This window comes from Nostoc sp. (assembly GCF_036919675.1).
In the GTDB taxonomy this organism is placed as follows: Bacteria; Cyanobacteriota; Cyanobacteriia; order Cyanobacteriales; family Nostocaceae; genus Nostoc.
Window position 1 is genome coordinate 122,697 of the sequence record NZ_JBALCP010000057.1, and the last position, 25,410, is coordinate 148,106.

A 25,410-nucleotide genomic window follows, 5' to 3' on the forward strand; every position below is an offset into this window, starting at 1 on the left:
TTATACTCTTTATCAGCAACGCCTAAAAATCTACCCCCCGTTTGAGTTCTACACCTTGATTGGCATAGTGTTTGTGGCAATAAACCTCTGAGTGGACGCTAGCCAAGTCGAAGTACGCTGGTTGATTTTGGCAGCGACCAGTGATAATGATTTCGGTGTCGCGGGGTTTGCGGAGCAAAGCTTGGACAATAGGTTCAACGGGGAGGAGTTCTAAGTCAACTGTGGGATTGAGTTCATCGAGGATGATAGTTTTATAGAGTCCAGAGGCGATCGCAACTTTAGCGATTTCCCAACCCCGTTCGGCTTCTACGTAGTCTAATTCTTGCCGGGAATTTCGCCAGACGATCGCATCTCCACCGCAGCGCTGATGATCCACCACTTCTGGATATGACTGCTGTAAGGCAGCGATCGCTGCGTCTTCTGTATACCCGCTACCACCTTTAAGCCACTGCATAATCAACACACGGGTAGACCCGGGATGATTAATTCCTCTACCAATGGCCTGTAAAGCTTTGCCCAAAGCACTGGTAGACTTGCCTTTCCCAGCACCAGTATAAATTTCAATCCCCTCAAGGAAGAGGGCTTTAGCTGTTGGGTGGTGATGAGGTTTCATTTCTGAGTGCAAATCTGCAATATCGAGCAACTTTTGCGGCGCGGCGCGTCCGGTGGCGATGATTTCTAACTCTTGGGGTTTGGATTTTAATGTTTTTACCACTTCATCCACTGGTAACAAACCTAGATCCAGAACAGGGTTAATTTCATCTAAGACCACAACTGAATATAAACCACTGGCGATCGCACCTTTGGCTACATCCCAACCCCGCTCCGCTTCATCTCGGTCAAAGGTGGTAATTTCTTCATGCCCAAAAAATTCGGCTCTCCCAGTGCGAACTTGGTCAATTAAATGGGGAAAACCGCGCTGCAAAGCTGCGATCGCGCCATCTTCATCGTAATCACGTTCCGGGCCTTTTAAAAACCGCAGCAGTAAAACCCGGTTAGAATTGCTAGGCGTATTTATCCCCAAGCCAATGGAGCGCAAAACCACTCCCAAAGCCGCTTGAGACTTACCTTTACCCACGCCATCGTAGACGTGAATTTGACCAATGAGCCGCTCCTGACGCACTTGCGCTGTGCGAATACCAATACCGTTCCTTGTCATCTCTCGAAAAGCTATAACGTGGCAATCTTTAATCTTACCTAACGTCTTGTCATCTCATCTGAGAAACTGCCCCACTAGCACGCTCGTACAAGCATCAGCTTGATATATTAACAATATCAATAAAGGAATACTGGCACACCAACATGGTAAAGGACAAGAACAATGTGATAATTTCCCCCATCACCCTCACTATCCCAGTTATACTCTCTACAGTTAACCCTTACCGTTGACCATTTATGCCTGAAAATTGGATACTTCCCAGGATTTTTCCCATTGGTGGAATTCTGTTTGACTTTTTATTTGTACTGATTGCCATCCCCATCGAAGCATATGTTTTCCACAATCGACTAAAATTTGACAAAAAATCCAGTATTTTTTATGCCATTTCTATCAATCTGTTTTCAAGTGTAATTGGTTGGATCATATTTTTTATATCAGAACCAATGTTGCCGATCCAGGTGAAATCAGAATTAATTAACTATATATTTTTTAATTATTTTACACCGAAAACACAAACGTTAATTATCTTAACCGCTTTTGGATTTTTCTTTGCTACTTTTTTGATGAAATTTTTCCTTTTACAAGTATTACTACTATTATTAAATGAATCATTTGCTAAAAAAGAAGAGGAACCTCAAACATCTCAACGGCGGCGTTGGCGGAGTTTTAGCAATATTAGATTACAAAGTACCAATTTAGTCACTACTACGTTAATAGCGAATTCTGTGAGTTATACTGCTATCACCATTATTTTATTGTTTCGCTCAAAGTAAGAAGAATTTACTTCAAAGGAAGAATAGTGATTAATCAGGTGTGGTGAGGAACATGAATACGCTATTTAAAGATGTATTTGGGATTTTTAAATTTACTGAAGGGCTTTATGCGGGAATTAGAAAGGTATTAGTTCCACCCAAAGCTTATTCCTGGCAGACATTTATTTATCTGAGTGTTTTTTCTTGGGTACTTTCATACTGTGCTACCGGTTATATCAAAGATATAATTGCCTTTTTCGGTTGGTTATTTTTAATTGCCGGCACAGCTTGGTATACAACTGAAGATCCTTTGAGGGTTCCTGGTACTTTTATGCCAGTTGGGGCAGTGATCACTGGATTTTTAGTTAGCGTTTTTGCCTTTGGAAATCAACAGGATGTAATTACATCAAGAACAATCGTTTTTTGGCCGACAATTTCAGCACTAATTACAGCAATACCAGAATTTATTGAAGGAAATGACACCGACGCTAAAGCTCGAATTCCTAAGCCAGAAGACCGCCAAAGAATCATAATTTTAGTTGCTAGTAGTATGCTGTTAAGTTGCTGGATTCAGTTTTACTTTGTGATGGATAATTGGTTCCAACAATATCCCAGTTTGCAGGCAGATACTTTTAAAGGTAGTGCCTTTGTTGTCAGAACAGAAGAACGAGTAAAAATACCGAAAAACGGTGTTGTAATTCTAGAAAAACTCCAACCAAGAGTAGTAGAAGAAATAGCTCAAAGACCTTGGTCAGAAGTAGAAAAATGGTTGCTAGATGCGAAACAGCGGGTAAGAACTCTGGGTACGGAAGTAATTCAAAAAAACCTGGAGAGATATGAAGAGAAGGAACTATGGCACGTTGAACCGCGTGTAGCTAATACTAAGTCTGGATATATATTAGATTTATTAAGTATTTGGATAGGCCCAAGTTCTAACCCACGGGGCTATTACTTGAAAAAATCTTGTGGGATTGAACCAATTGCAACAACTAACAATTCAGAGAATAAGATTACAGTTGCAGAAATTGAATGCGATCGCATCAATAAATTAATTGCTGGATCAGCGCCTCCGCAGCAGTGACTCAATTTTGGATTTTGGATTTGTTCTTGCATTGAAATTTGGGGGCAACTTTTACAAGACGCGTAAGGGACAGACATTTTTAAATTCTTTGACTTTCCTGCGGAACGCTACGCGTAGCTTGCTTCCACGAAGTGGTACGGCGTGAGCGCTCAGTCAAACGCTTTTGAATTATTCAATTCCATTATCCAAAATTTAAAATCTCAACTTCGGTGAGGGAGATGAGAAGATCAGGGAAAAATAACAAATGACTATTAACAGAATTTTTGTATTGGCAAAAAATGTATTTCAGGAAGTGGTACGCGATCGCATCCTATATATTATTGGTTTTTATGCCTTAATACTTGCCACTGCTTTCCGTGTCCTTCCTGAATTTGCAGCTACGACTGAAGACAAAATGTTTTTAGACTTTGGGATGGCGGCGATGAATGCCATCGGGTTAATTGTGACGATATTTGTTGGTACGGGACTGATTAATAAAGAAATTGAAAAACGCACTGTCTTAATGTTAATTGCTAAACCTGTCAGCCGCAGCGAAATTATCGTCGGCAAATATTTGGGTTTATCCGCAGTACTAGCTGTACTTATCGCCACGATGACAGCAATTTATCTGATATTCCTACAATTTGGTAACATTCCTCATCCAACGGTGAGCATTCTAATTGCGGCAATTTTCTTATTTTTGCAGTTGTCATTAATCACCGCTGTGGCTATTACCTTTGGTGTTTTTACTGCTTCTTTACTAGCAACTATTTTAACCTTTGCAGTATATTTAATCGGAAATATTACTCAAGATTTAGTACAACTTGGTCGTCTTAGTCACAACCCTGGTATGGAACGTCTAACTCAAGGTTTGTTTCTCATCTTACCAGATTTATCTCGATTAGATTTGAAAAATGATGCTGTTTATGGTCTGCAAGCACTACCTAACACAACTGCACTAATTATGAATGCTGGCTATGGCTTACTTTATAGTGCCATGTTGTTAGCGATCGCTATTCTTATCTTTTCACAACGCGAATTTTAGTCATTGGGCAGAAGAACAAACAGAAAGTTATTTTCTCCTAACTCTGCTAATTTTAGATTTTAAATTCAAGGAAAAATCTAAAATCTAAAATCGTTCGATGGTTCCTGAGCGAAGTCGAAGGACTGAGCGTTCACGTAGCGTCTCCAAGAGTTGCCGAAGTCTAAAATATAAAATTGAATCACTCCTAACTCTTTTAATAAATCACTATCTGAGGTTGCTTAATTGTGCCATCAGGCATGATAGTATTTCGGAACTTAGCATAAATTAGGTTTGTCTCCCAAAGGTTTGCCTTACTCAAGTTTGCCTTGGTTAAATTTGCCCATGTCAGGTCTGCACCAGTTAAGTTGGCCTCAGTTAAATTAGCTTCTAGTAATTTTGCTCCACATAGCTTTGCTCCTGTGAGATTTGCTCTAACTAAGTTAGCTTCAATCAGTGATGCTTCAATTAATTTGGCTTCACTTAGGTCTGCTTCTCTCAAATCTACATCACACAAAGAAGCACCCCAAAGATTACTATTTATGAATTTTGCCCGCCATAAGAAAGTTCCGCACAAATTTGCTCGTGTTAAATCAGCATTAATCAAATTAGCTTCACACAAAGATGCTTCATACAAATTAGCTTCACGTAAGCTAGCTTGCATCAAATTTGCGCCACTTAAATTAGCACGAGTGAGGATACAGCCACACAGATTTGCATCACGCAAATCCGCTCCGATGAAGTTAACACCACTTAAATCAATTCCTTTCAGGTCGATTCCACTCAAGTCACATCCACTGAAATCTCGGCGCTGAAAATATTTATTTGTAATTTGACTTAATATAAATTCCTGCTTATCAGCATAATTTTTCATGGGATTCACCTCTGGGTGTAATTTATCTCAAAGATCGAGTAGATAGTTACCGTATATTGAGAGTACACCCCAAATGGAGATCAGCTCAGTAAATAATCAAAAATAAATTCCTAAAAAATCGCTAATAACCTGAAAATACGCTTTTGAAGTGGTTTTTAAAACAAAAAATGCTGACATAAGTCAGGAAACATTGATAAGTCAAGTTGGTAGGGTGGGTTACGCTAAAGACTAACGCACCACTTTACTAAGTTGATAGCGAAGGCTAAAGTAAAAACCATCATTCTGGGCGTTATTACCGCGATCGCTCAGATCGATAAATGGAAATCCATAATTGAGCCGCAAATACAGATTATCAATTCCCATTGCCTGATTCCACAATAATCTTAAGCCTGCCCCACCAGAAAAGTTTGCTCGGGTAGCGGATTGGGATTATTAGACTTATTCCAGACGGCTCCCATGTTGAGAAATGGTGCGAGTTGAATCGTGGATAATCAGATTCATTGCGCTGCACTGTGATCCGATCTTCGATCCCTACACGAAATCCATTATCCCCTGAGCGGATATTTTGGCGATATCCCCTTACAGACTGTCCACCGCCAATGACGAATTGCTGCGAAGTTAAAAGGCTATCTGGTGTTAGCTGCAAGTCTGCTTGGATGAGCAATAGATGCTGCACGCGCTGTACTTCACCCAACCAACTGAAAAAGCGACCATTAGGGATGGGGTGATTGTTGATAGTTGCATCTAATATGTCAATACCAAAACTAAATTGCGATGCCTGCGGCGGGCTACGCCTACGCAAAAATCAAGCTCCTTGAGGTTCGCGCTTAATATAGTCTTGACCAAATTTAATTATACTGGTACGGCTAACTCCATTGGCGTCAGGGCCAATACCAAAGGGGGTTGCAAGGTTATCGAAGAGAAAAGTTTGACCATCCTCATAGGTAAATCCCAGGGATAGGGCAAATTCAACTCTTGGCGATCGCAATTATCCCACCCTTAATCACCTCGTTTCTTTGCCACCGACTATATTTCGGAACAAATCCCCTATTTACGAATTACGATTTATTTTAATTACTAGTCAGTTTTTCAACTTTAAATTTGGAATTGCTTATGTCTAACCTACCACCACTGAATACAGAAACAATTTGGGCAATTCTTGACGAGAAACTTGATGATGCCACAGTCAACCAGTTGCTATGGCATTATTTAGGCTATCGCTATGATTCCTCAACTGCACAATGGGACACTAGCCAAGTTACACCAGAATGGCAAGATGAGTACCCACAACCACCAGATTTCATTGAATCTCGCCCTGCAATAGTCAAATTGACTCGTTCCATTCCTGCTGAAAATAAACAAATGCTAAAAGAAAAACTGGGTTTCAAAGGTTACAAAATTGGTGAATTTGGGCCTCGACAAACTCGCAGGGCGACGGCGGCGAATTGGTTGTTAAGTTATCTGCAACAAACTAACGGCAAAATTGAGTAATTTCATGCGGCAGATATTTATAGCAATCCTAAATCATTTCTGAGAAACAAGATCCCCGACTTCGTAAAAGTTGTCAGGGATCTATGGGTTGTAATTATCACAAATTAAATCAGATTGCTCTAGTAAAAAAGATCTTATTATTACCAATACAGTTCAGTTAAAACCAAAAACTAAAACCAGTGTAGGTTGGGGAGCCACTGCGCCCTTGCGGTTTCCCGACTTGTCCCTTGTGCGTCTCCCTTTCTCACATTGCCAGAGGCTAGCGCCTGCCGTAGGATGCCCGAACGCGAACAGCGTCTCCTCTCTTGAAAAGGGCTGTAGGGAGAAGCAAGTGGCGTTTGAGGAACGAAACCCAATATTTTTCGTGGTTTGTTGGGTAACACGAATGTTCAACCCAACCTACAAATATCCTTAACCCAAGCGTATTGTTCTTATTCCCGAATATATGCTGTTTTAGAACTTAATAAAAAGCTATTAATTTATTTGCTAAAATCTTGCACTCGGATACAATAAGATTTTCATTTTAGTAGTATCATCAGACCAAATTGCACTACAGTGAATTTGGATATGAATCAAAAAATAAATGTTATAAACAGTCAAAAATTGCCAAAAAATAGTTAACTTTTATAAATTGTTTATCAATTATTCCTGAAGATAGAAGCACTAACTATATAATTATTTCTCTAGAGTGATTTGCAAATTCAATTGAGCATCAGAAAATACTCCTATCAACCATTGATATTATAAATACTTCTATGGCAAAGCCAATTGAATTTGATTTATTTGCACCTTACAACAAAGGAGCCGCATTAATTGGTTCTTTTTCTGATTGGCAAGAAATTCCGATGGAAAAAGGTGATGATGGTTATTTTCGTACAAGTGTTGAACTAGAAGACGGCGTTTATAAATATAAATTCCGCGTCCAGTCAAATTCATGGTTTTTTGAACCAGAACAATGGGTTGATGTGACAGACCCCTATGCAACTGATATAGATGAACAAAGTGGAAAAGATGATGGTGTTATCCAGGTAAAAGATGGTAAAAGGATTACTGATACCTATATTTGGCAACATGATGATAAACCTTTACCTGCTGACCAAGAATTGGTAATTTATGAATTACATGTCGGTGACTTTTCTGGTGGTGAGGATGACCCTTATGCACGAGGTAAGTACAAACATGTCATTGAAAAGTTAGATTATTTGTGTGAACTGGGAATCAACGCTATTGAGTTGATGCCACTTAAAGAATATCCTGGTGATTATAGTTGGGGTTATAATCCCCGCCACTTCTTTGCAACAGAATCTAGTTATGGTTCAACTGCTGAGTTAAAAAAATTGATTGATGAGTGTCATGCTATAGGTATTCGTGTGATTCTTGACGGTATTTATAACCACTCAGAAGCATCTGCTCCTTTAACACAAATTGACCACGATTATTGGTATCATCACTCTCCCCGTGACCCTGGTAATAACTGGGGACCTGAGTTTAATTATGAACATTATGATGAAAAATTAGATATTCATCCAGCGTGGAAATTTATCGGTGATACAATCCGTTTTTGGATTGGGGAATATCATCTTGATGGTATTCGCTATGATGCAGCGCGGCAAATTGCTAACTACGACTTCATGCACTGGATTGTTCAAGAAGCCAAAAAAACTGCTAGGATGAAGCCTTTTTACAACGTTGCCGAATACATTCCTGAAACTACCAGCATTACCAATGTAGATGGGCCAATGGATGGTTGCTGGCATGATAGTTTCTATCACTGCATTTTAGAACATATCTGCGGTGATACATTTGATTTAGAGCGTCTCAAAGAGGTCATTGACTGCAAGCGCCAAGGCTTCTTGGGTACTACTAATGTGGTAAATTACCTCACCAACCACGACCATAACCATCTCATGGTTGAATTGGGGAACCGTGAGATTTTTGACGAAGATGCCTTTAGGCGGGCTAAATTAGGAGTAGCCATCCTGATGACTGCTGTTGGTGTACCTTTGATTTGGATGGGAGAGGAATTTGGCGAGTATAAACCTAAACAACCTGAATCAGCCAAAATTGATTGGACGCTGTTAGGTAATGATTTTAATCGTGGTTTATTTGAATCATACAAAGGCTTAACCAACCTGCGTAAAAATAATCATGCCCTCTACACAGAAAATATTGATTTTATCCACGAAAATCCAGAGGCAAAAGTATTAGCTTATACTCGTTGGAATGATGAAGGTTCTCGTGTAGTCGTGGTAGCTAATTTTTCAGAAAACTTTCTAGGTGACTATCATGTTCCTAATTTAGCAAGCGGTGGTACATGGCACGAGTGGACAGGGAATTATGATGTCGAAGCTAGTGACGATGGTATCATAGCTGATTTGGGACCATACGAAGCCAAAGTGTTTGTATGGCAGTAATGATATACACTACTGCTGAGTCAGTAGTCCAATAGGAAAGAAAAGGGGAAACATTTTTTCCCTTTTTCAGTTATTATCTTACTCGTATACAGTTTAATTAGAAATTTGTCAAGCAAAAAATCGGCTATTTTAAAATATCATCGGTTTGTGTTACACTTTTGAGTTGAAGTGCGGATATAAAATTGCCAAATCATCCCCATGCACAACAAATTATTTAATAGTAATATCGACAACGCTAACATCGAGAACGATCGCATTTTATTAACTCCCAATGAAGTCAAATCAAAATTACCTTTAACACAATTAGCTGAACAAAGAGTTTTAGCATCTAGACAGGAAATAGAACATATCCTGGATTTTCAGGATCGCAGAAAATTTATAGTAGTTGGCCCATGCTCAATCCACGATATAAAAGCAGCGCTCGAATATTCTGAGAGATTGAAAATATTGGCCGAGCGAGTTAAGGATAACTTGCTACTAGTTATGCGAGTGTACTTTGAAAAACCAAGAACAACTGTAGGCTGGAAAGGATTAATTAATGATCCAGATATGGATGATTCTTTCCATGTAGAAAATGGTTTGTTAATTGCCCGGAACCTGTTATTAAAAATTACAGAATTAGGATTACCTACTGGCACAGAAGCACTAGATCCAATCATCCCTCAATACATTAGTGAACTGATTACATGGTCTGCCATCGGAGCACGCACGACCGAATCACAAACTCACCGCGAAATGGCAAGTGGGCTTTCGATGCCTGTAGGTTTTAAAAACGGTACTGACGGTAATATTCAAGTAGCTTTGAATGCCCTACAATCAGCTAGAAACCCGCATAATTTTCTGGGAATTAATCAAAACGGACAGGTCAGCGTATTTCAAACTAGAGGTAATGCCTACGGTCACGTAATTTTAAGGGGTGGTACTCAGCCCAACTTTGATCCAGCAAATGTCAAACTGGTTGAAGAGAAATTAAAACAGGCAAATTTACCACCGAGAATTGTGATTGACTGTAGCCACGGCAATACCAATAAAGATTACAAATTACAAGGTATTGTCTTAGAAAATATTATTCAGCAAATAGTGGATGGTAATACATCAATAGTTGGGATGATGTTGGAATCCCATTTGTATGAAGGTAATCAATCAATTACTGGTAAACAAGAAGAATTAAAATATGGGATTTCTGTAACTGATAAATGCATTGGCTGGGAAGAAACCGAAAAAATTATTTTGGCTGCTCACGAAAAACTTAAGTAAATACCATAGCGGAGGTTTTCAGAGGCTTTGAATCTTACTCCCCAACGCTAGTAGGGCTTGTCATTACCCATATATGACAATCCCCGCTTCGTTTCTATCCCGCCTCGGAATAGAATTCCAAGGCTAATAGCTAAAGTCCCCTCAAGAGGACTAAACAAGAATTTTATATCATGTCCGTTTGATTACTTAATTAAACCCGAAGGATTGACATTTACCCAAAAGATTTGCCTGCACTGCCTCCTGGCCTTTTTTAGTTCCATAAAACTCACCTTAAATATGGATAAACACTGATGATTTATTCAAAAAACCTGCGATCGCACAGTTTTTAGGATGAATCCTACAATCGCACGTACCTATGGAAATAAATTTCCTCGAACAACCTATCTTTGATAAGTTGTTCAAGGAATCGCAACTAATTGATTAGGTTTTTAGATCATTTTTCAAGCAAGATTGAAAGGACTACCAGAAGCGATCGCCTGCTGCTGGAGATCAAGGACTGAGGAAACAGATAGTCCTGTTTCAACGCCAGAAGTCATCAACCCAGCCAGGTTGCTACGACCTGCGGTTCCATTTAGTAGTGATATTCCTAAGCTTTCTAAATCAACAAATGAGTTGCGGGTGATGGAACTAGCTTCTACCCACTTCAGGCTGGCAAGTAAATATCCGGTAGAGGCAATACTGATCTGAGTGGAGAACTCATTGCCCTGCCGATTTTGGGTGATAGACAGTTGATCGAAGCTCAAACCACCGACAACACCAAAGCGATCAAAGCTTGGAATTGGTCAATCGTGGTAGAACCAGCACCAGAAACAAGAACAAATAAATCGCGACCGCTACCACTATAAACTAAGTTATCGCCAGTGCCTGCTGCAATTAAGTTGTTACCTTCTGCGGCATAAATGACATCATCTCCCGCACCTGTAAATATCCAGTCGCTGCCGGAACCTGCATAGACGATATCGTTACCGGAACCTGTGCCAATCAGATTGTTACCTTCTGCGGCGATATCATCTCCAACGCCACCAAAGATTTCATCGTTGCCGTTTTCACCGAAGAGGCGATCGCTTCCTTCTTTTCCTTGGATAATATCGTTGCCATCGCCACCAAGAATTGTGTTGGCGTTGCTGTCACCAATGAGGCGATCGGCGAACTGAGAACCGATGATGTTTTCGATATTTCTCAGGGTGTCGAGTCCGTCAATGCCATCGAAAGCGATGTTATTTGCTAGGTCAACAGATACGCCAATGTTAGAACTGTTGAATGAGCGACGGTAGCTAACGGTGTCAATGCCGTCACCACCATCCAGAATGTCATCACCGCCGTTGCCAATGAGCAGGTCATTGCCAGCCAAGCCGTTGAGGGTATTTCCAATTAAGACATCATTGTAGTTAGAGCCTGTGATGTTTTCCAGATTTTGGAGGGTGTCAGTATTGCCAAAACCATCGAAGGCTTTCCCTGCTGAAATATTAAAGGAGGGTTCGAGGTCGAGGGGATAGGCTATGTTGCTATAGCTTTGGGATTCGTTGATGTTGACAATAACACCGTTAGGAGAATTTACATAGCTAACATCATCAAGCCCGCTTCCTCCATCAATTTGGTCATTGCCTGCTTATCTCTACTTCCAAATTCCTGAGGTGCACACACTTAGTCTAAAAACCGTGCTTAGGAAAAGAGAAGGAATGTTTTTTCAAGTTTTTAAGGAACGCGATTCGGTCAAGTTCCAGTTAGCAGGAGGTTATGCTGTGTCGATACCTCAGATACTGGAGCCTGCGTTGTAGTAACGGCGGCAATCTTCTGGTAAGAATATGGGAATAAAATTTCTCTCTGGAGTTAAATTACAAATATCTATTTCCTGGTTTAACGTCACAAGATGAATTGATTGAAAGCATTGAAATATCCACTTCAATGTGAGGTTATTCATTGATTTACCTAATTAATTTTTAACAGTTAATTTTGACGCTGATAAAGCGGCTCTAATTTGTCTGTGTTCAAGTGGATAAACTAGTAAGCATAACCCCATTTTTCAGACTATTGATAGACTCTCATATCCGTAGAAAGATAGAAAAAATACTTCAGCCAATTAGATAACATCAATATTAATCCTAATATAATTACTGTGTTTATTCAGATTTTCTTTCAGTGGTATTACACAACAAGTATTGCGGTAGATATGACCCCAAATTCTCCTGCGGGGGTTTTTTTTGAATTAGCGATGTCTACGACGAGCTTGTTTACGAGATGCTACGCCTAGCTCGATTCTCCGTGCGGGTACGCTTACGCAAGCAAATCTCCTAAGCCTGTAATCCCTTAAACCACTTATTCAAAAATGTACTGATGGTTTTCTTAATCTGATGCTTACGACTCCATTTCTGGAATGCCATTTCATACTCTTCGCCTTTGATTTGAAAAGTATTCCAGACATCCAGCCCTACAGGCAATCCGCAGAATAGCAAAATGTACAGCGACCAAGAAATTCCGCCACCAGTGATTAAATCGATAAGTATAAAAAAGCCATTGAAAATGACATAATTGGCTAGATGCTTCTGAAATTTTCTGATGCGGTAGGTGTCAAAAGCCTTTCGCTGTTGAACTTGACCCTGTTGTACTAACCAATCATGTTGGGCTAATTTTAAAGAATCAGGTGATATTTCTAACTCAGCAGCAATTTCTAATATCTGCTCATAAGAAAATTCTGTATCCTTGTCATTAGCTTGACGAGCGATCGCTAAGTGCAGAATTTGTTGGACATCTTCTTGGCTATAAGAGCGGATGCTTTGAGGTTCAAACGCTGTCATAATTCTTTCGCTTATATTAGTTTTAATAGAAATTTACTACCCAATAGATTTTAAGCAGCTACGCCAGTACTATTTCTATTATCTCTACATTAGCAAATCTGGATGTTGTCGCGCGTCTAATGTATTGTATTTTTAACTTTGAGTAAAATGCGTCTATCGCTCCTGCACTTTTGGTTGTCAATAGGCATAAATATCTTTAATAACTTGTACCCAACCGTTAGGGACAGATTCGAGGATGCGATCGCCTTTTTCTTTAGTTGCGGTTGTGGCGTCGTCAATCACTTCAGTTTTACTGATATCTCGCGTCACCCAAGCCATAGGTAACTTACCTTCCCAACTCAGTAAACTAATTTCTGACTGTTCTGGGGGATACTCTGCAACAGTTTTCTCTAGCTTCACTTGTTCTGGCAAAATCGATAACATAATACTAGTTTCAGCATCTACAATTAACCGCAGATAAGGGCGATGTTATTCAAGTTGCCCCCATAGACTGGATGATTACCACATTTTCCTTATCTGCTATTGCCTGGATGTCAGTCCAGGTGAGGTAGGGAAAAAGCGTTCTAGAGGAATGAAACTGTGCATATTACTTGGATTACGCCATTTTTATCTTAACGGGATTGATACAAGAAACAAGATTGTGGGCAAACTAACTCTAGCCAGAAACTTTATTCTTTGCTCACATCTTGCACTTAGCCCTGGTGACTCTGATCGCTTAATAGCTAATTCTAATAGCCACAGGCCATTTACGTTAATAAATGGTAAAACGCAACGCTTAAGCGCATTAAATAGTAGTGATCCCTTAATTCAAGCGACAGCAAAGTATTTACAGCATAAATTTGGCAACTTTAAGGCAATTAAAGACACCCAAAAACTGGATTTTGAGTTTAAAGGCGATCGCGAATTTGTCCACGTCATGAATTGGCAAGACGAGTTCGGTCTCGACTGGTTAGTAGTTGTCGTTGTACCAGAAAGGGATTTTATGGCACAAATCAACGCCAATAACCAGACAACAATTTTACTGTGTCTTGGTGCATTAGGTGTAGGAGAATGCAGTTAAAGTTAGTACAAGAAGAAAAAATGTCTTCTTTGGGACAATTGGTAGCCGGAATTGCTCATGAAATTAATAATCCAGTTAATTTTATTTATGGCAACTTAATTTATGCTCAAAAATATATTGAAGCTTTATTAAAACTAATAGAATTATCCGAAATCTATACACCAAAGACAATCCGAGAAATTCAAGAATTTTCAAAATTAATTGAATTAGATTTTATTAAGGAAGACCTTCCTAAACTTTTATTATCAATGAGTGTGGGATCTAACCGCATTGAAGAAATTGTGCGATCGCTCCGAATTTTTTCGCGATTGGATGAAGCTGAAATTAAAGAAGTTGACTTGCATACAGGTATTGATAGTACTTTAATGATTTTGCATAGTCGCTTGAGAGCTACACAAGAGCGTCCAGCTATCGAAGTGATTAAGGAGTATGGGTAAATAATACCTATAAAGTGCTATGCAGGACAAATGAATCAAGTGTTTATGAATCTTTTATCCAATGCTATTGATGCAATTGATGAGAAGATTAATGATGTGCAACTACCGAAAATAAAGAAAACAGGGTTAGATAAATTAACTTACTTACCTACTCAATTCCTAACTCCCAATTCTATATTACCTAAATTTGAAATCGAATTCACACCTCAAATAAAAATTCGTACAGAACTAACTAAAGACCAAAAAATTATATTAATTCAAATTAGTGATAATGGGGTAGGAATGCCTAGAGAAGTGCAACAGCGTATATTTGAACAATTTTTTACCACTAAAGACGTAGGTAAAGGAACTGGTTTAGGATTAGCGATCGCTCATCAAATTATTATAGAAAAGCATAGAGGAACACTAGAAGTCAAGTCAGTTTCAGGACATGGCTCACAGTTTATAATTACCATTCCGATTTGTAGGATTGAGGATTAGGGACGCTCAGTGATTTAGTTATAGCAGTTTGCTTTTTAAGTGAGTTACAAAACGCAGGACTCTTTGATCAGATATAAAAAGTTTCTACCTTCTGCGCTTCGGGTTCGGCAGTCCGCCAGACGCTCGATGACTCGCTAACGCTGCGCTATCGACGGGAACCGCCAAGACGGGGGCTACCTCACCTCAAGCCGGACTGCCTCAAAACCCGTAGCTTTGGACTTCATGTAAAAGAAAACTGCTGTATAACCCCGCCCAAAGCAAGCCGGATTTTTTCCTATGTGTAAATTGGGAGATTGGGAGCGATCGCTTGTAAATCCCTATGTGAAGAACTCTAGCTATATCCAGTCTAATCAAGATGCGGCAGAGGATAATAACCAAATAGGGACTAATAACAAGGACTTAAGCTAATGGTTGAAGAAAATGGATCGATTCGTACCCTATCGGTTGATATTGGCGGTAGTGGCGTTAAGGCTATGGTTTTAGATATAACGGGGAATCCTGTCACGGAAAGGGCACGTTTAGATACACCCCAACCTGCTACACCAGATGTTGTAATTAATGCAATTGTTGTGTTAGCAGCGGCTCAAGGTGAATTTCATCGCGTTTCGGTCGGTTTTCCTGGTGTGGTGCGGTCTGGAGTCACGGAAACAGCCGTAAACTTACATCCAGATTGGATCGGATTTGATTTGGAAACAGCATTATTAAAACATTTAAATAAGCCTGTGCGGGTGATTAATGATGCAGATATGCAGGGGTTTGGAGCGATCGCAGGTAAAGGCGTAGAATTGGTGATTACTCTGGGTACGGGGTTTGGTTCGGCTTTATTTATGGATGGTAAGCTGGTACCAAATATGGAAATGGGGCATCATCCGTTTCGCAAAGGAGAGACTTTTGAGCAACAGTTGGGGCGTGCAGAGTTAGAAAAAATTGGTGAGAAAAGATGGAACAGGCGTTTAGAAAAAGCGATCGCATCCTTGCAACATCTGTTCAATTATGATTACCTTTACATTGGCGGTGGTGAAGCCGTGAGAGTGAATTTCCAGCTACCGTTAAATGTGAAACTCATCCCCAATATCACTGGTTTATTAGGTGGTATTGCTTTGTGGCGAGATGAGAAAAGGTAAAAAGTTTTTCAGTAGCCACAACTGGGCGTACTAAGCGATGTCTAAGGGCGGGCTGGATTGGTTGCAAAGGGTATTAGCACCCATAGCACCCGCAGGAGCTTTATGATCAAATTGCACCAGAACGGAACAGACCTTTATACAATCAAGCAAATTACGGGCCATCAAGATTTCAAATCCCTAGAGCGCTATGTGGAAATTGACAGCGATCGCGTTAGGGGAGCGATCAACGCTTTATGAACGCCAAACTCCTATTTCTGCTTTCTCGAAATCTTTTTTGAGAGCTTGCAGCATGGGGAGTATGACCTTCAAGAGCTCAAGGCTTAGGCACTCTCCGTGTTTAGCGAACCAGGCATGGGATGAAGTTGATGAAATCTACCCGAACTTGTGACAAATCAGAACTGAGCAGATAGGCTGAAAGTGATTTCAACAAATAATTATGCGATGCCGAAGGCGGTTCGCTTCGCGACGATCGCACTTTCATCTCTGACCAAGCGGCGTAGCTCACACTTCGGCATGGTTCGACTGCGCTCACCAGCCGCTCAGGGTAATAATGATTATCTTTGCAGTTATCGGCAGATTGGCTTAACTTAGCCGGATCAGTCTGTGGCAGTACGTCCTAACCGGCGTGGAAACTGAAAGGCTACCAGAGAACGAACTTACTAAAGCAGGACTTACGCAAGAACTCTCTGAAACTCTTATTCCTACCCTGCGGGAAGCCGCTGCTGCGTCTATGTGTCCAACTCTTGGAGACGCTACCTACGCGAATGCGTCCTTTGCGGTAGCCTGCCGTAAGCCCTCCGGGTGACGCTCATTCCTCGCTATCGCTAACGCTGCGCTAACAGCAGAGTCGCTCATGGGGAGCCACTGCGGTGGACGGGTTAAGAGGCATAAAGGAGCCAGCGCTGTGGGCGGGTTTCCCGACTTGAGGCGACTGGCGTCAAGTGGCGTGGAAACCCCCTACAACCCTTCTTTTTAAGGAGACGCTCTTGCGTTCGGGCATCTTAAGGCAGGCGCTAGCCTCTCCCAATGTGAGAAGACCGCGCTGCTTTACCGCTTTGCGTCTACGTTTTATCATGATTTTGCGTAAGTCCTGTAAAGAATTGATTTATCACTGCGACTCACTCAAGAAGACAGTCAGCAGCTGCTAGGTGGTAAGCACATCCAGGGTAAGCTCATGAGCAAGGTAGTAAACTTGCTGTTCCAAGAATTGTGTAAAATAATTACCGTAGGGTGATGTTACAAACCCTTCATACAAATGAAGAGTTTTCAAATCTGATAAAGTTTCAATTACCCTGAAGTTTGATAATCTTTATAAGTCGTTGGGAAGAATCCCCAATCATATGAACTGAGAGAAAATCTGTTTGATAAGTCCGGTTTTGGGTTGCGAGTGCGATCGATCTTTCAGCTCCCCTGAAGTTGATATATAAAAGAGCAATTTTCAAATGACTATTTACTTTTATAAGGTTTGGCAGCCTTATGGCTGTTTTTCTAACTTTTCTCCCCATAGAATCCATATCCAGGGTACTTACTGGCCAACGGTTGAGCATTATTATCAAGCGCAAAAGTTTGTCGGCAGCACAGATGCGGCAATTATACCCCTCATTCATGCCGTCGCCACCCCAGAAGAAGCTGCCGCTTTGGGAAGATGTAACACTCGCCAATTTCGTCGAGACTGGGATTTGGTGAAAACTCAAATTATGCGAGAAGCTGTACTCAAAAAGTTTCTCACTCATCTTGATATTAGAGAAGTTCTCCTGAACACAGGCGATGAGATTTTGGTTGAAAACTCCCCAACCGATTCTTTTTGGGGGTGTGGTGCTAATAAAGCAGGTCAAAACCATCTCGGTAAAACTCTCATGAGTGTGCGTGAAGAAATCCGTAAGTTACTATCTTTAACAGTAATTTACGAATAATTTAATCTAAATAGTTACATTTAAATAGTTAGATTTAACATAAAATCAGCAATTGTACGGGGAATAGTAAAATTCCCCAGCCAAAAATATTTGAAAAAGTTGCCAATAATTTAGTTGTTTATTTGAAAAAATCTTAATTAATTGAATTAATGGGCAAAAATCGTTAAAAAATATTTTTAATTTCAGGAAATTATTAAGCTAAAAATTTAAGTATAATTACTGAAATGACTTCATGTTTTAGAATATAAAATTAATAGATGACAATGATTAAAATTTCTTAACTTTAGACTTGAGAAATGTTTGAAAAGTCTTTACTGATACAGTAAGCGGTTTAATATTTACTTAAATAAATTTTAGAAGACTACGGGTATCAAGCAAAATATCTGATACTTTTCAAATATCCTCATAATCCATTGCCAAAAATATTTGCAACAAATGTACGCCCCAAGCAACGCATTTGTAGCAGGAATTTCTTAAAATTGGATGAAAATCAAGGCATTGTAAGTTGAAAATTTTTATCAAAGACAATTATAAAAAAAATTATACTTCAGTCATGGTGTATATAGGCAATGACATTTACCGATAAACCAAAAGGTTTGCAGCAAAACTTAGACCAAGAAAGTTTACTGCATCGGATGATAAACCAGATCAGGCAATCGCTCGACCTGCAAGAAATATTAACGACTACCGTTACTGAAGTACGTTTATTTTTGCGTTCAGATCGAGTAATGGTGTATCGCTTTGATGCTGATGGTAATGGTGAAGTTATTACTGAATCTATTCATGACCAGCGTCTGCCATCGTTATTGGGGTTGCGCTTCCCAGTTCATGATATTCCCGAAGCCGCCAGAGAGATGTTTTTGTCAGTGGGACAACGTTCGATTGTCGATGTAGCAAACGAGAAGATCGGGCTATCGCCTCTACAATCAAAAGAAACTGGCAAACCCCTACAAACTAATATCTACTATCGGCAGGTAGACCCGTGCCATATTCAATACTTAAAGGCAATGGGCGTGCAGTCTTCTTTGGTAGTACCAATTTTACATTGCGACCCACAAGAACAATCGGCAAAGCCTAAATTATGGGGATTGTTGGTATCTCACCATAGTGAACCGCGAAAGATTTTGAAGCGGGAACTAAAAGTATCGCAGCAAGTTGCCGATCAGGTAGCGGTAGCGATTGCTCAAAGTAATCTACTCACCGAAACCCTCGCCAAGCAAGAGCGAGAAGCTACTATTAACCGAGTTACCACACTATTGCATAAACTACCGGCAATCGAATTGCAGGGAGCGCTAGAAGAAGTTATTACTGCCTTCGGTGGAGTAGGTGGCAGGCTTTACATTGAACAGAGTTGGGAACTATACACCTGGGGCGACCAACCCACACTCCCCTACGAGTTAGATAACAGTATTATCGAACAGCATCCTATGTGGCAAAACTGGATGGCTGAGTGTAAACAAGGTAATATTTGGGCAACCACTGACCTCTATAAAGAACCACGTTTGCGAGTTTTGGCTTTAGCATTCCGTTCTACTCAAATTCGCGGACTCATGGTGATTCCCTTGCATTACCGCGAAAAATTTATCGGTGTATTAAGCATTTTTCGCTCGGAATTTGAAACAGAAATCTTGTGGGCGGGACTATGTGAACAAAATCGGCGACAACTTTTACCCCAGCTTTCCTTTGAGGTTTGGCGAGAGCAAAAAAAGGGGCAAGCAGCTGAGTGGAAACCGGAAGAAATCTTATTGGCGCAAGCCTTGTACGATCATTTCTCAATGGCAATTCAGCAGCAGCAAATGTATAAACATGAACAAGCCCTGAATGTCAACCTAGAACTGCGGGTGCAAGAGCAAACGGCTGAACTCGAAAAATCATTACTGCTTACCAAAGTACTCAAGCAAGTCACAGAGCAGATTCGCCGCACATTGGACTTGCAGACAACCCTGCAAACTATCGTCCGGGAAGTCCGTCTCCTGCTAAACTCAGACCGGGTGCTGATTTTCCAACTGAAGAGTAGATCGGTGATTGTGGAAGAGATTAATGGCAATTGGCAGTCAGTTTTGGCAGTAAAAGCACTACCGGAATGCTTTCCTGATCAGTATACCCATCCATACTTTCAGGGCAGAGTACAGGCAATTAACAACGTTTCAACAGATCCTTTAAGTGATTGTCATCGAGAGTTTTTGCAGAGTCTGCAAGTGCAAGCAAACTTAATAGTTCCGATAAACATGGGTATGCAACTATGGGGCTTACTAATTGCCCATGAGTGCAAGGCTCCCAGAAATTGGCAGAATGCAGAAATTGATTTATTGCAACAGCTAGGAGATCAGGCTGCGATCGCCATTCAACAAGCAGAACTCTACCAACAAACCTGTGATGCCGAAACTGAAGCCAGAAATCAAGCTGCACATTTAGAGCATACCCTACATGAACTCCAAGAAACACAGACAAAATTGATTCACACCGAAAAAATGTCTGGACTAGGACAGTTGGTGGCGGGTGTCGCCCACGAAATCAACAACCCCGTTAACTTTATCTACGGTAACCTGTGCCACGCTAGTGACTACACCGAACAACTGCTAGAAATTTTACGCCTCTACCAGTTACACTATCCCCTCCCGCATAGTGAAATTCACGTTGCGATCAAAGCGATCGATTTTGAATTTTTGGTAGAAGACCTCCCGAAAATCATGACCTCAATGCAAGTAGGAACCGATCGCATCCGCTCAATAGTGCTGTCGTTACGAAATTTTTCTCGCTTGGATGAGGCTGAAAACAAGCGCGTTGACCTGCATGAAGGCATTGACAACACCTTATTAATTTTGCAACATCGGCTGAAAGCAAATGCTGAATTTCCAGGTATTCAGGTAATTAAAGATTATGGCAACATCCCCCGGGTGGAATGCTATGCCGGCCAAATGAATCAGGTATTCATGAATATTTTCAGCAATGCCATAGATGCCCTGATAATGGGGGCTGAGGACTGGAGACTAGGGACTGGGGAACTGAAGACTAGGGACAAGGTGGACAAAAGGAATAACTCATGCCCAATACTGACTATTTATATTTCCACTAAAATCTCAGTAGACGACTCTCGTCTGTTGATTCGTATTTGTGACAATGGCCCCGGAATGACTAAAGAGGTGAAAAAGCGAATTTTTGACCCGTTTTACACTACCAAACCTGTGGGCAAGGGTACAGGACTGGGACTGGCAATCAGCTATCAAATTATTGTCGAAAAACATGGTGGAATAATGGAGTGTATTTCAGAACCTGGCAAAGGTACAGAGTTCTGGATTGAAATTCCCGTCAAGCCTCCAGCCAAAATCAATAGACTTCTTGCATAAATAATTCATGGTACAATGGAGTCTTTTAAAAATTTGCTTTTTATATCAATCTGATATACCAATGAACTAACAAAAGTTCTCTGTATAAATTTGATATGCATTTTTTTCAAAATTTATAATCATACCACAAAATAATTTTGCAAGAGGTCTATTGAAATAATAATTACTCAATTCATCCAAAAGGCTTATGATCAAATTTTTAACATTAGACTAAAAAAAAAAGATTAGAAGCTATCCAGGGCCTGTAATATATTAACTTAAATTAAAAATGCTTAAAAAGTAAAGTTTCGTTGCAAAAAAAATCCCTCCGATCCCGAAATGATAATCTAATAGTTGAAGCCACTAAATAAGCTTCCCTGGCAGATATAACAGCTGCATTTGAAATGTAGTAAGAGGTAAAAAACGCTGTTTAACTTACATCTGTCTCGTCAAAAGACAGCAACACCCAACGCGAAAACTGCTATTTCCTCAAATATGGAAGATTAGGGGACGCCGTAACTGATTTTCATTACTTGTTTACAGAAGCGATGAAAGTGATTACATCCCTGGATAGAATAAAGAAGAGGAGGAAATAGTTCAGCAATTAGAGGTTTGGGTGTTGTTGTGTTTAAAGAGAAGTCTGAGATAGGGTCTCCTCTGGGTGTAAGATTATACGAAGTTGAATAGTGAGAAATAGTTTAAATAGCGCCTTATGTCAATTATTGCGCTCAAAGCGTGGTATCTACAGGATTACGAGCCGATTCCAGAACTGGAAAAACGTATGCCAGACATTCGCTTAAGCAAAAAAAGCCTGTTGAAATCAGCATTGCGAGCAGACTTTTTGGAAGAAAGCGACGAAGTTAAGAAATCAACTTGGTTTGGGCGCTATCTGGAAGGGGAAAATATTGAATTTTATATTGAAGGTAGTGGTGGCTATTGCGTAGCTAACATTGACTTAATTAGTCATGAAATTTATTTTATCAAGCAGGCGGTGTTAGCTCAGTTAGAACCAACGATTTTTTTGTGCTATCAAACTGAGTATGCCGCAGCGACGAATGTTATAAGAGAAGAACTGCGAAAAAGTTTGGACAGTTTAAACAAGCGATCGCGCTTTCCCCTAACATTAATAGAATCCTCTCGTCCCAGCGGTGCGCCTGTACGGATTAACCGCACGATCATGCGAAAAATCCGTAAGAGTTTGTTATTTATCGCTGACACCACACCCATTGCTAGTATTGATGGTAAAGAAACTCCCCAACTAATTCCCAGTCCTAATGTCTGTATTGAGATTGGCTATGCTATTCAAAGTAAGCGGTCTGAACAGATTTTACTAGCGCAAATGCAACGCCCAGAGTTTGAAGGGCAATTTCCCTTCGACTTGCCCACGCAGCAAATTTTGCAATTCCAAGATACCACAGAACTAAATAAAATCCTCACAGGAACCATTGAAAACCAGCTAGCACGATTCAAATTGTTTTTTTGAGCAAAATAATATTACTTACCAAAAATCGAACTAAACCTCATCTATGTTGAGAACCGTAGTTTTTGCCCTCACCCTAAATCCCTCTCCCAAGTAGGGAGAAAGACTTATTTCCGGCTCCCCTTCTCCCAAATTTGGGAGAAGGGGCTGGGGAATGAGGGTTTTTTCTTTTCATACGGAAAGAACTACAGTTTTCAAGGTGGACGCGGTTTATAGTACTCCTTTAAGTAAATCTCTTTAGTGAGCACAGTATTACATTAATAAATTAATCCGAGAGTAGTACATTTACACTAAACTGGGACAAAGGATCGAATAAATGATTGAACTATATTTCAACAATTGAAGCTCAAATTTTTCTCAAAATAAAAGCTCCCTACTTATCAGGAGCTTTTTATATTTAGAGTTTTTTGGAATTATTTCTTTTTATCCTTATCTAGCTTTTCTTGGATAGCTTGACGGCAAAACTCTGGCGGGTCTTCTTGTGCCTTCACCTCTTCCTTCATCTTTTCAGTAAGTAGGTAGGCACAATTAAACCAAACTACGTAAACTTATGTAAAGCACGAGAAACGCTTTGAATATAAGCTTTTAAGCAATTTACATTTCTTAATCTGGTTGTATTTTTTAACGCCCACCTACTTACCACGAAAACTAATAGTAGCTGTCATGGGTTCCTCACCTTTTGGTTGTGCTGGCTCAAAATTCTGTGGGTTCCCTTTAGGATTAGGTATTGTTGAGAGATGTAAATAAGGCTTGATACTAATGTTTGCGAGGGAATAGTTTTTTAAAAAAAGGTTTATTTTACATTGATTAAAATAAACGAACAGGTTTTTTTTGTAGCTGAGAAGTAATCGAACTCAGCCGATCGACCACAGAAATCATGTATTTGTAATCTGGTACTTGTCCATTGGATATATACCCTACTTCTTGAGCTAAACCTGAAGGTGCATCACTCATGACTTTGCGGATGAACTCTTGACGGTTACGTTCTACATTTGGCCCAATCAAGACCACACCTAATGGTACATAGTGAGGGTCTTTAAATAATATGCGAAATTCGGTTGGGCCCAACTGTGAACCGTAGAGAGCCAATTCCGCCTCCGAGACAGCACAGGCGATCGCTTTTCCTTGGGCGACCAATTCCAGCCCGGCTTTGGGTGTGGGTGCAAATAGGATCTGTGCTAGTGTTGTACCATAAAGATTGTAAAGTGGGAAATAATATCCTGTTGCTGAACCTAACTGACCTAAAGCCACTGTTTGACCTTGCAGCTGTTTTAAGTCAGATATTGGATTGTCTTTGCGAACAACGAAGATTGAACGCAAATTACTAATACCTATTAAAGGAAACAGGGGAACATATTGGTGACGGGCGATCGCAATAGCCGCTAAACCTGGTGGAGCAAATACCAATGACCAAGCACGAGCCTGAAGGCGCTCAACCGCTCTATTTTCATTAAAAGCAGGCTCTAGCTGAATATATGAGTTTGTCTTTTCACCCAAGTAACTATTGAATTTAGCATATTGGTTAATTATCTGTTCACCTCCACCATAGTTGATAACACCAATAGTTAACGTGCCTTCAAACTCCTTTGGTGATTGGCAGGCAGCAAATGTCAAACCTAGCAGATTAAACAGAAAGAAACGTCGGGGAAATTGCAAAAATATCATTAATTATGGTTAAAGAAATAACTTGGCTTTCAGGACTAATTTAGATAAGTTTGACTGCTGCCTAAATAGGTTACATTGCAACAAAAAATTAATATTTATTTAAATATTGTTGAGATGCTTTCTAACAGGTATAAATAAATATTAGACAAACTCAGATACCAGCTTCGTGCTTCCGGTTATGTTAAACAACATTACGTTAAAAAACTTAAAAATAGGTGCTAAATTTAACTTACTTTTAATATTAGTTTTCATAGTCAGTATTGTGGGAAGTGGCGTTGCCTTATCCAGTGTACTTCAAGGGAGAGCGCAAAATGAAGTAGCTGCTCAAGCACAGACTCTCATCCAAATGGTGAACGGAGTTAGAGATTATACACAAAATCGGATAGTTCCTCTATTGGAACCTAGACTAGATATTAATCCAACGTTCATGCCTGAAGTAGTACCAACTTTTTCCTCTAAAGAGGTTTTTGAGAATTTTCGTAAAAAGCCGGAATATAAAAACTTTTTTCATAAGGATGCAACACTTAATCCAACTAATTTAGCAGATAAAGCCGATAGTTTTGAAACTCAACTTGTTGAGCGTTTTCGTAACGAACCAAACACTCAAGAAATTACTGGCTTTCGCACCTTGTCAGAAGGCGAAGTATTTTATATTGCCCAACCACTCAAGATTACACAGCAGCAATGTCTGCGATGTCATAATACACCAGATCAGGCTCCTAAGAGTCAACTAGTAACTTATGGATCGGAAAATGGTTTTGGCTGGAAACTGAATCAGATTGTTTCTGCCCAAATAATCTCTGTTCCCTCTCAAGAGATTTTTGCCAATGCCAAACGGACTTGGATATTGATAATGGGAATTTTAATTACTATCTTTGCGCTCATACTTTTCTTAATTAACTTCTTAATCAAAAAATATGTGATTCAGCGGATCAGAAAAATAGAGAAAATAGCCCAAAAAGTGAGTGTGGGTGATATGAGCGCTGATTTTGAAGAAAGCTCTAATGATGAAATTGGCGGGTTAGCAGAAGCATTTAATCGAATGAAAGCTAGCTTAAAAATAGCTCTGGAGATGCTGAATAATTAGAGCTAATTCCATTTT

At 40.0% G+C, this 25,410-nt stretch carries 24 protein-coding genes and 3 pseudogenes; 18 read left to right on the top strand and 9 right to left on the bottom strand.

Annotated features, from left to right (window positions below; translation table 11 throughout):
- Positions 1 to 22 precede the first annotated feature (22 nt).
- A complete protein-coding gene (locus V7K49_RS11240; protein ID WP_334873781.1) occupies positions 23 to 1,159 on the bottom strand; it encodes a cob(I)yrinic acid a,c-diamide adenosyltransferase in 1,137 nt (378 codons plus the stop codon).
- A gap of 236 nt (positions 1,160 to 1,395) precedes the next feature.
- Here V7K49_RS11240 and fraC point away from each other — a divergent pair, with 236 nt between their 5' ends.
- The 3 genes from fraC to V7K49_RS11255 all read left to right on the top strand — a co-directional run bounded on the left by fraC (position 1,396) and on the right by V7K49_RS11255 (position 4,016).
- Complete coding sequence (gene fraC, locus V7K49_RS11245) at positions 1,396 to 1,932, top strand: filament integrity protein FraC (RefSeq protein WP_334873783.1); 537 nt, start codon at positions 1,396 to 1,398, stop codon at positions 1,930 to 1,932.
- 52 nt (positions 1,933 to 1,984) lie between these two features.
- Complete coding sequence (fraD, locus tag V7K49_RS11250; protein ID WP_335205582.1) at positions 1,985 to 2,992, top strand: septal junction protein FraD; 1,008 nt, start codon at positions 1,985 to 1,987, stop codon at positions 2,990 to 2,992.
- Positions 2,993 to 3,236: 244 nt separating this feature from the next.
- A complete protein-coding gene (locus V7K49_RS11255) occupies positions 3,237 to 4,016 on the top strand; it encodes an ABC transporter permease (RefSeq protein WP_335205583.1) in 780 nt (259 codons plus the stop codon).
- A 193-nt stretch (positions 4,017 to 4,209) separates the two neighbouring features.
- Here the strand turns inward: V7K49_RS11255 and V7K49_RS11260 are convergent, their stop codons facing one another.
- Together V7K49_RS11260 and V7K49_RS11265 are read right to left on the bottom strand one after the other, a co-directional pair.
- Positions 4,210 to 4,866 (bottom strand): pentapeptide repeat-containing protein, encoded by a 657-nt coding sequence (locus V7K49_RS11260; protein ID WP_334871260.1) that lies wholly within the window; start codon positions 4,864 to 4,866, stop codon positions 4,210 to 4,212.
- Between the two features lie 228 nt (positions 4,867 to 5,094).
- A pseudogene (locus V7K49_RS11265) lies at positions 5,095 to 5,854 on the bottom strand (BamA/TamA family outer membrane protein); the annotation flags it as partial.
- 125 nt (positions 5,855 to 5,979) lie between these two features.
- Between V7K49_RS11265 and V7K49_RS11270 the strand changes: the two are divergent.
- The 3 genes from V7K49_RS11270 (at position 5,980) to V7K49_RS11280 (ending at position 10,028) form a co-directional block, all read left to right on the top strand.
- A complete protein-coding gene (locus V7K49_RS11270; RefSeq protein ID WP_335205584.1) occupies positions 5,980 to 6,357 on the top strand; it encodes a DUF1823 family protein in 378 nt (125 codons plus the stop codon).
- A gap of 755 nt (positions 6,358 to 7,112) precedes the next feature.
- The gene (locus V7K49_RS11275; protein ID WP_335205585.1) at positions 7,113 to 8,771 is read left to right on the top strand and encodes an alpha-amylase family glycosyl hydrolase; all 1,659 of its coding nucleotides are present in this window, start codon (positions 7,113 to 7,115) and stop codon (positions 8,769 to 8,771) included.
- A gap of 198 nt (positions 8,772 to 8,969) precedes the next feature.
- Positions 8,970 to 10,028 (top strand): 3-deoxy-7-phosphoheptulonate synthase, encoded by a 1,059-nt coding sequence (locus V7K49_RS11280; RefSeq protein WP_334871263.1) that lies wholly within the window; start codon positions 8,970 to 8,972, stop codon positions 10,026 to 10,028.
- A gap of 440 nt (positions 10,029 to 10,468) precedes the next feature.
- Here the strand turns inward: V7K49_RS11280 and V7K49_RS11285 are convergent, their stop codons facing one another.
- From V7K49_RS11285 to V7K49_RS34650, 5 genes and pseudogenes are all read right to left on the bottom strand, one after another.
- Positions 10,469 to 10,771, bottom strand: a complete 303-nt coding sequence (locus V7K49_RS11285) for a hypothetical protein (RefSeq protein ID WP_335205586.1) — start codon at positions 10,769 to 10,771, stop codon at positions 10,469 to 10,471.
- Entirely contained in the window at positions 10,768 to 11,622 is an 855-nt protein-coding gene (locus V7K49_RS11290; RefSeq protein ID WP_335205632.1) for a calcium-binding protein, read from the bottom strand. Before V7K49_RS11290 ends, V7K49_RS11285 begins: the two co-directional genes overlap by 4 nt.
- A gap of 159 nt (positions 11,623 to 11,781) precedes the next feature.
- A pseudogene (locus V7K49_RS34645) lies at positions 11,782 to 12,048 on the bottom strand (IS1634 family transposase); the annotation flags it as partial.
- Positions 12,049 to 12,319: 271 nt separating this feature from the next.
- Positions 12,320 to 12,823 (bottom strand): 2TM domain-containing protein, encoded by a 504-nt coding sequence (locus tag V7K49_RS11300; protein WP_335205587.1) that lies wholly within the window; start codon positions 12,821 to 12,823, stop codon positions 12,320 to 12,322.
- A gap of 177 nt (positions 12,824 to 13,000) precedes the next feature.
- Positions 13,001 to 13,264 (bottom strand): annotated as a pseudogene (locus tag V7K49_RS34650) (creatininase family protein); the annotation flags it as partial.
- Positions 13,265 to 13,394: 130 nt separating this feature from the next.
- On the opposite strand from V7K49_RS34650, the gene V7K49_RS11310 reads away from it, so the two are divergent.
- The 11 genes from V7K49_RS11310 to V7K49_RS11360 all read left to right on the top strand — a co-directional run bounded on the left by V7K49_RS11310 (position 13,395) and on the right by V7K49_RS11360 (position 22,646).
- Positions 13,395 to 13,883 carry a hypothetical protein gene (locus V7K49_RS11310; protein WP_335205635.1) on the top strand — a complete coding sequence of 163 codons (489 nt, stop codon included), beginning with the start codon at positions 13,395 to 13,397 and terminating at the stop codon, positions 13,881 to 13,883.
- Positions 13,874 to 14,320, top strand: a complete 447-nt coding sequence (locus V7K49_RS11315) for a sensor histidine kinase (RefSeq protein ID WP_335205588.1) — start codon at positions 13,874 to 13,876, stop codon at positions 14,318 to 14,320. The genes V7K49_RS11310 and V7K49_RS11315 overlap by 10 nt, the downstream gene beginning before the upstream one ends.
- A 30-nt stretch (positions 14,321 to 14,350) precedes the next feature.
- Complete coding sequence (locus tag V7K49_RS11320) at positions 14,351 to 14,800, top strand: sensor histidine kinase (protein WP_335205589.1); 450 nt, start codon at positions 14,351 to 14,353, stop codon at positions 14,798 to 14,800.
- A gap of 276 nt (positions 14,801 to 15,076) precedes the next feature.
- On the top strand, positions 15,077 to 15,208 hold the full coding sequence (locus tag V7K49_RS11325; RefSeq protein ID WP_334974312.1) for a hypothetical protein: 132 nt from the start codon (positions 15,077 to 15,079) through the stop codon (positions 15,206 to 15,208).
- Positions 15,208 to 15,924, top strand: a complete 717-nt coding sequence (locus V7K49_RS11330) for an ROK family protein (RefSeq protein WP_298919949.1) — start codon at positions 15,208 to 15,210, stop codon at positions 15,922 to 15,924. The genes V7K49_RS11325 and V7K49_RS11330 overlap by 1 nt, the downstream gene beginning before the upstream one ends.
- 57 nt (positions 15,925 to 15,981) lie before the next feature.
- Positions 15,982 to 16,161, top strand: a complete 180-nt coding sequence (locus V7K49_RS11335; RefSeq protein WP_334871270.1) for a tyrosine-type recombinase/integrase — start codon at positions 15,982 to 15,984, stop codon at positions 16,159 to 16,161.
- Positions 16,162 to 16,365: 204 nt separating this feature from the next.
- Positions 16,366 to 16,515, top strand: coding sequence for a hypothetical protein (locus V7K49_RS11340; RefSeq protein WP_335205590.1), 150 nt, complete (start codon positions 16,366 to 16,368; stop codon positions 16,513 to 16,515).
- A 34-nt stretch (positions 16,516 to 16,549) separates the two neighbouring features.
- Positions 16,550 to 16,729, top strand: coding sequence for a hypothetical protein (locus V7K49_RS11345; RefSeq protein WP_335205591.1), 180 nt, complete (start codon positions 16,550 to 16,552; stop codon positions 16,727 to 16,729).
- Between the two features lie 637 nt (positions 16,730 to 17,366).
- The gene (locus tag V7K49_RS11350) at positions 17,367 to 17,837 is read left to right on the top strand and encodes an NADAR family protein (RefSeq protein ID WP_334871274.1); all 471 of its coding nucleotides are present in this window, start codon (positions 17,367 to 17,369) and stop codon (positions 17,835 to 17,837) included.
- A 569-nt stretch (positions 17,838 to 18,406) separates the two neighbouring features.
- Positions 18,407 to 21,184, top strand: a complete 2,778-nt coding sequence (locus tag V7K49_RS11355; RefSeq protein WP_335205592.1) for a GAF domain-containing sensor histidine kinase — start codon at positions 18,407 to 18,409, stop codon at positions 21,182 to 21,184.
- A 691-nt stretch (positions 21,185 to 21,875) separates the two neighbouring features.
- Positions 21,876 to 22,646: a hypothetical protein gene (locus V7K49_RS11360; RefSeq protein ID WP_335205593.1), complete on the top strand. Its 771-nt coding sequence runs from the start codon at positions 21,876 to 21,878 to the stop codon at positions 22,644 to 22,646.
- 804 nt (positions 22,647 to 23,450) lie between these two features.
- Here the strand turns inward: V7K49_RS11360 and V7K49_RS11365 are convergent.
- Positions 23,451 to 24,308 carry a phosphate/phosphite/phosphonate ABC transporter substrate-binding protein gene (locus V7K49_RS11365; protein ID WP_442942292.1) on the bottom strand — a complete coding sequence of 286 codons (858 nt, stop codon included), beginning with the start codon at positions 24,306 to 24,308 and terminating at the stop codon, positions 23,451 to 23,453.
- A 178-nt stretch (positions 24,309 to 24,486) separates the two neighbouring features.
- Between V7K49_RS11365 and V7K49_RS11370 the strand changes: the two genes are divergently transcribed.
- Positions 24,487 to 25,395, top strand: a complete 909-nt coding sequence (locus tag V7K49_RS11370; RefSeq protein ID WP_335205594.1) for a c-type heme family protein — start codon at positions 24,487 to 24,489, stop codon at positions 25,393 to 25,395.
- The last annotated feature ends 15 nt before the right edge of the window (positions 25,396 to 25,410 follow it).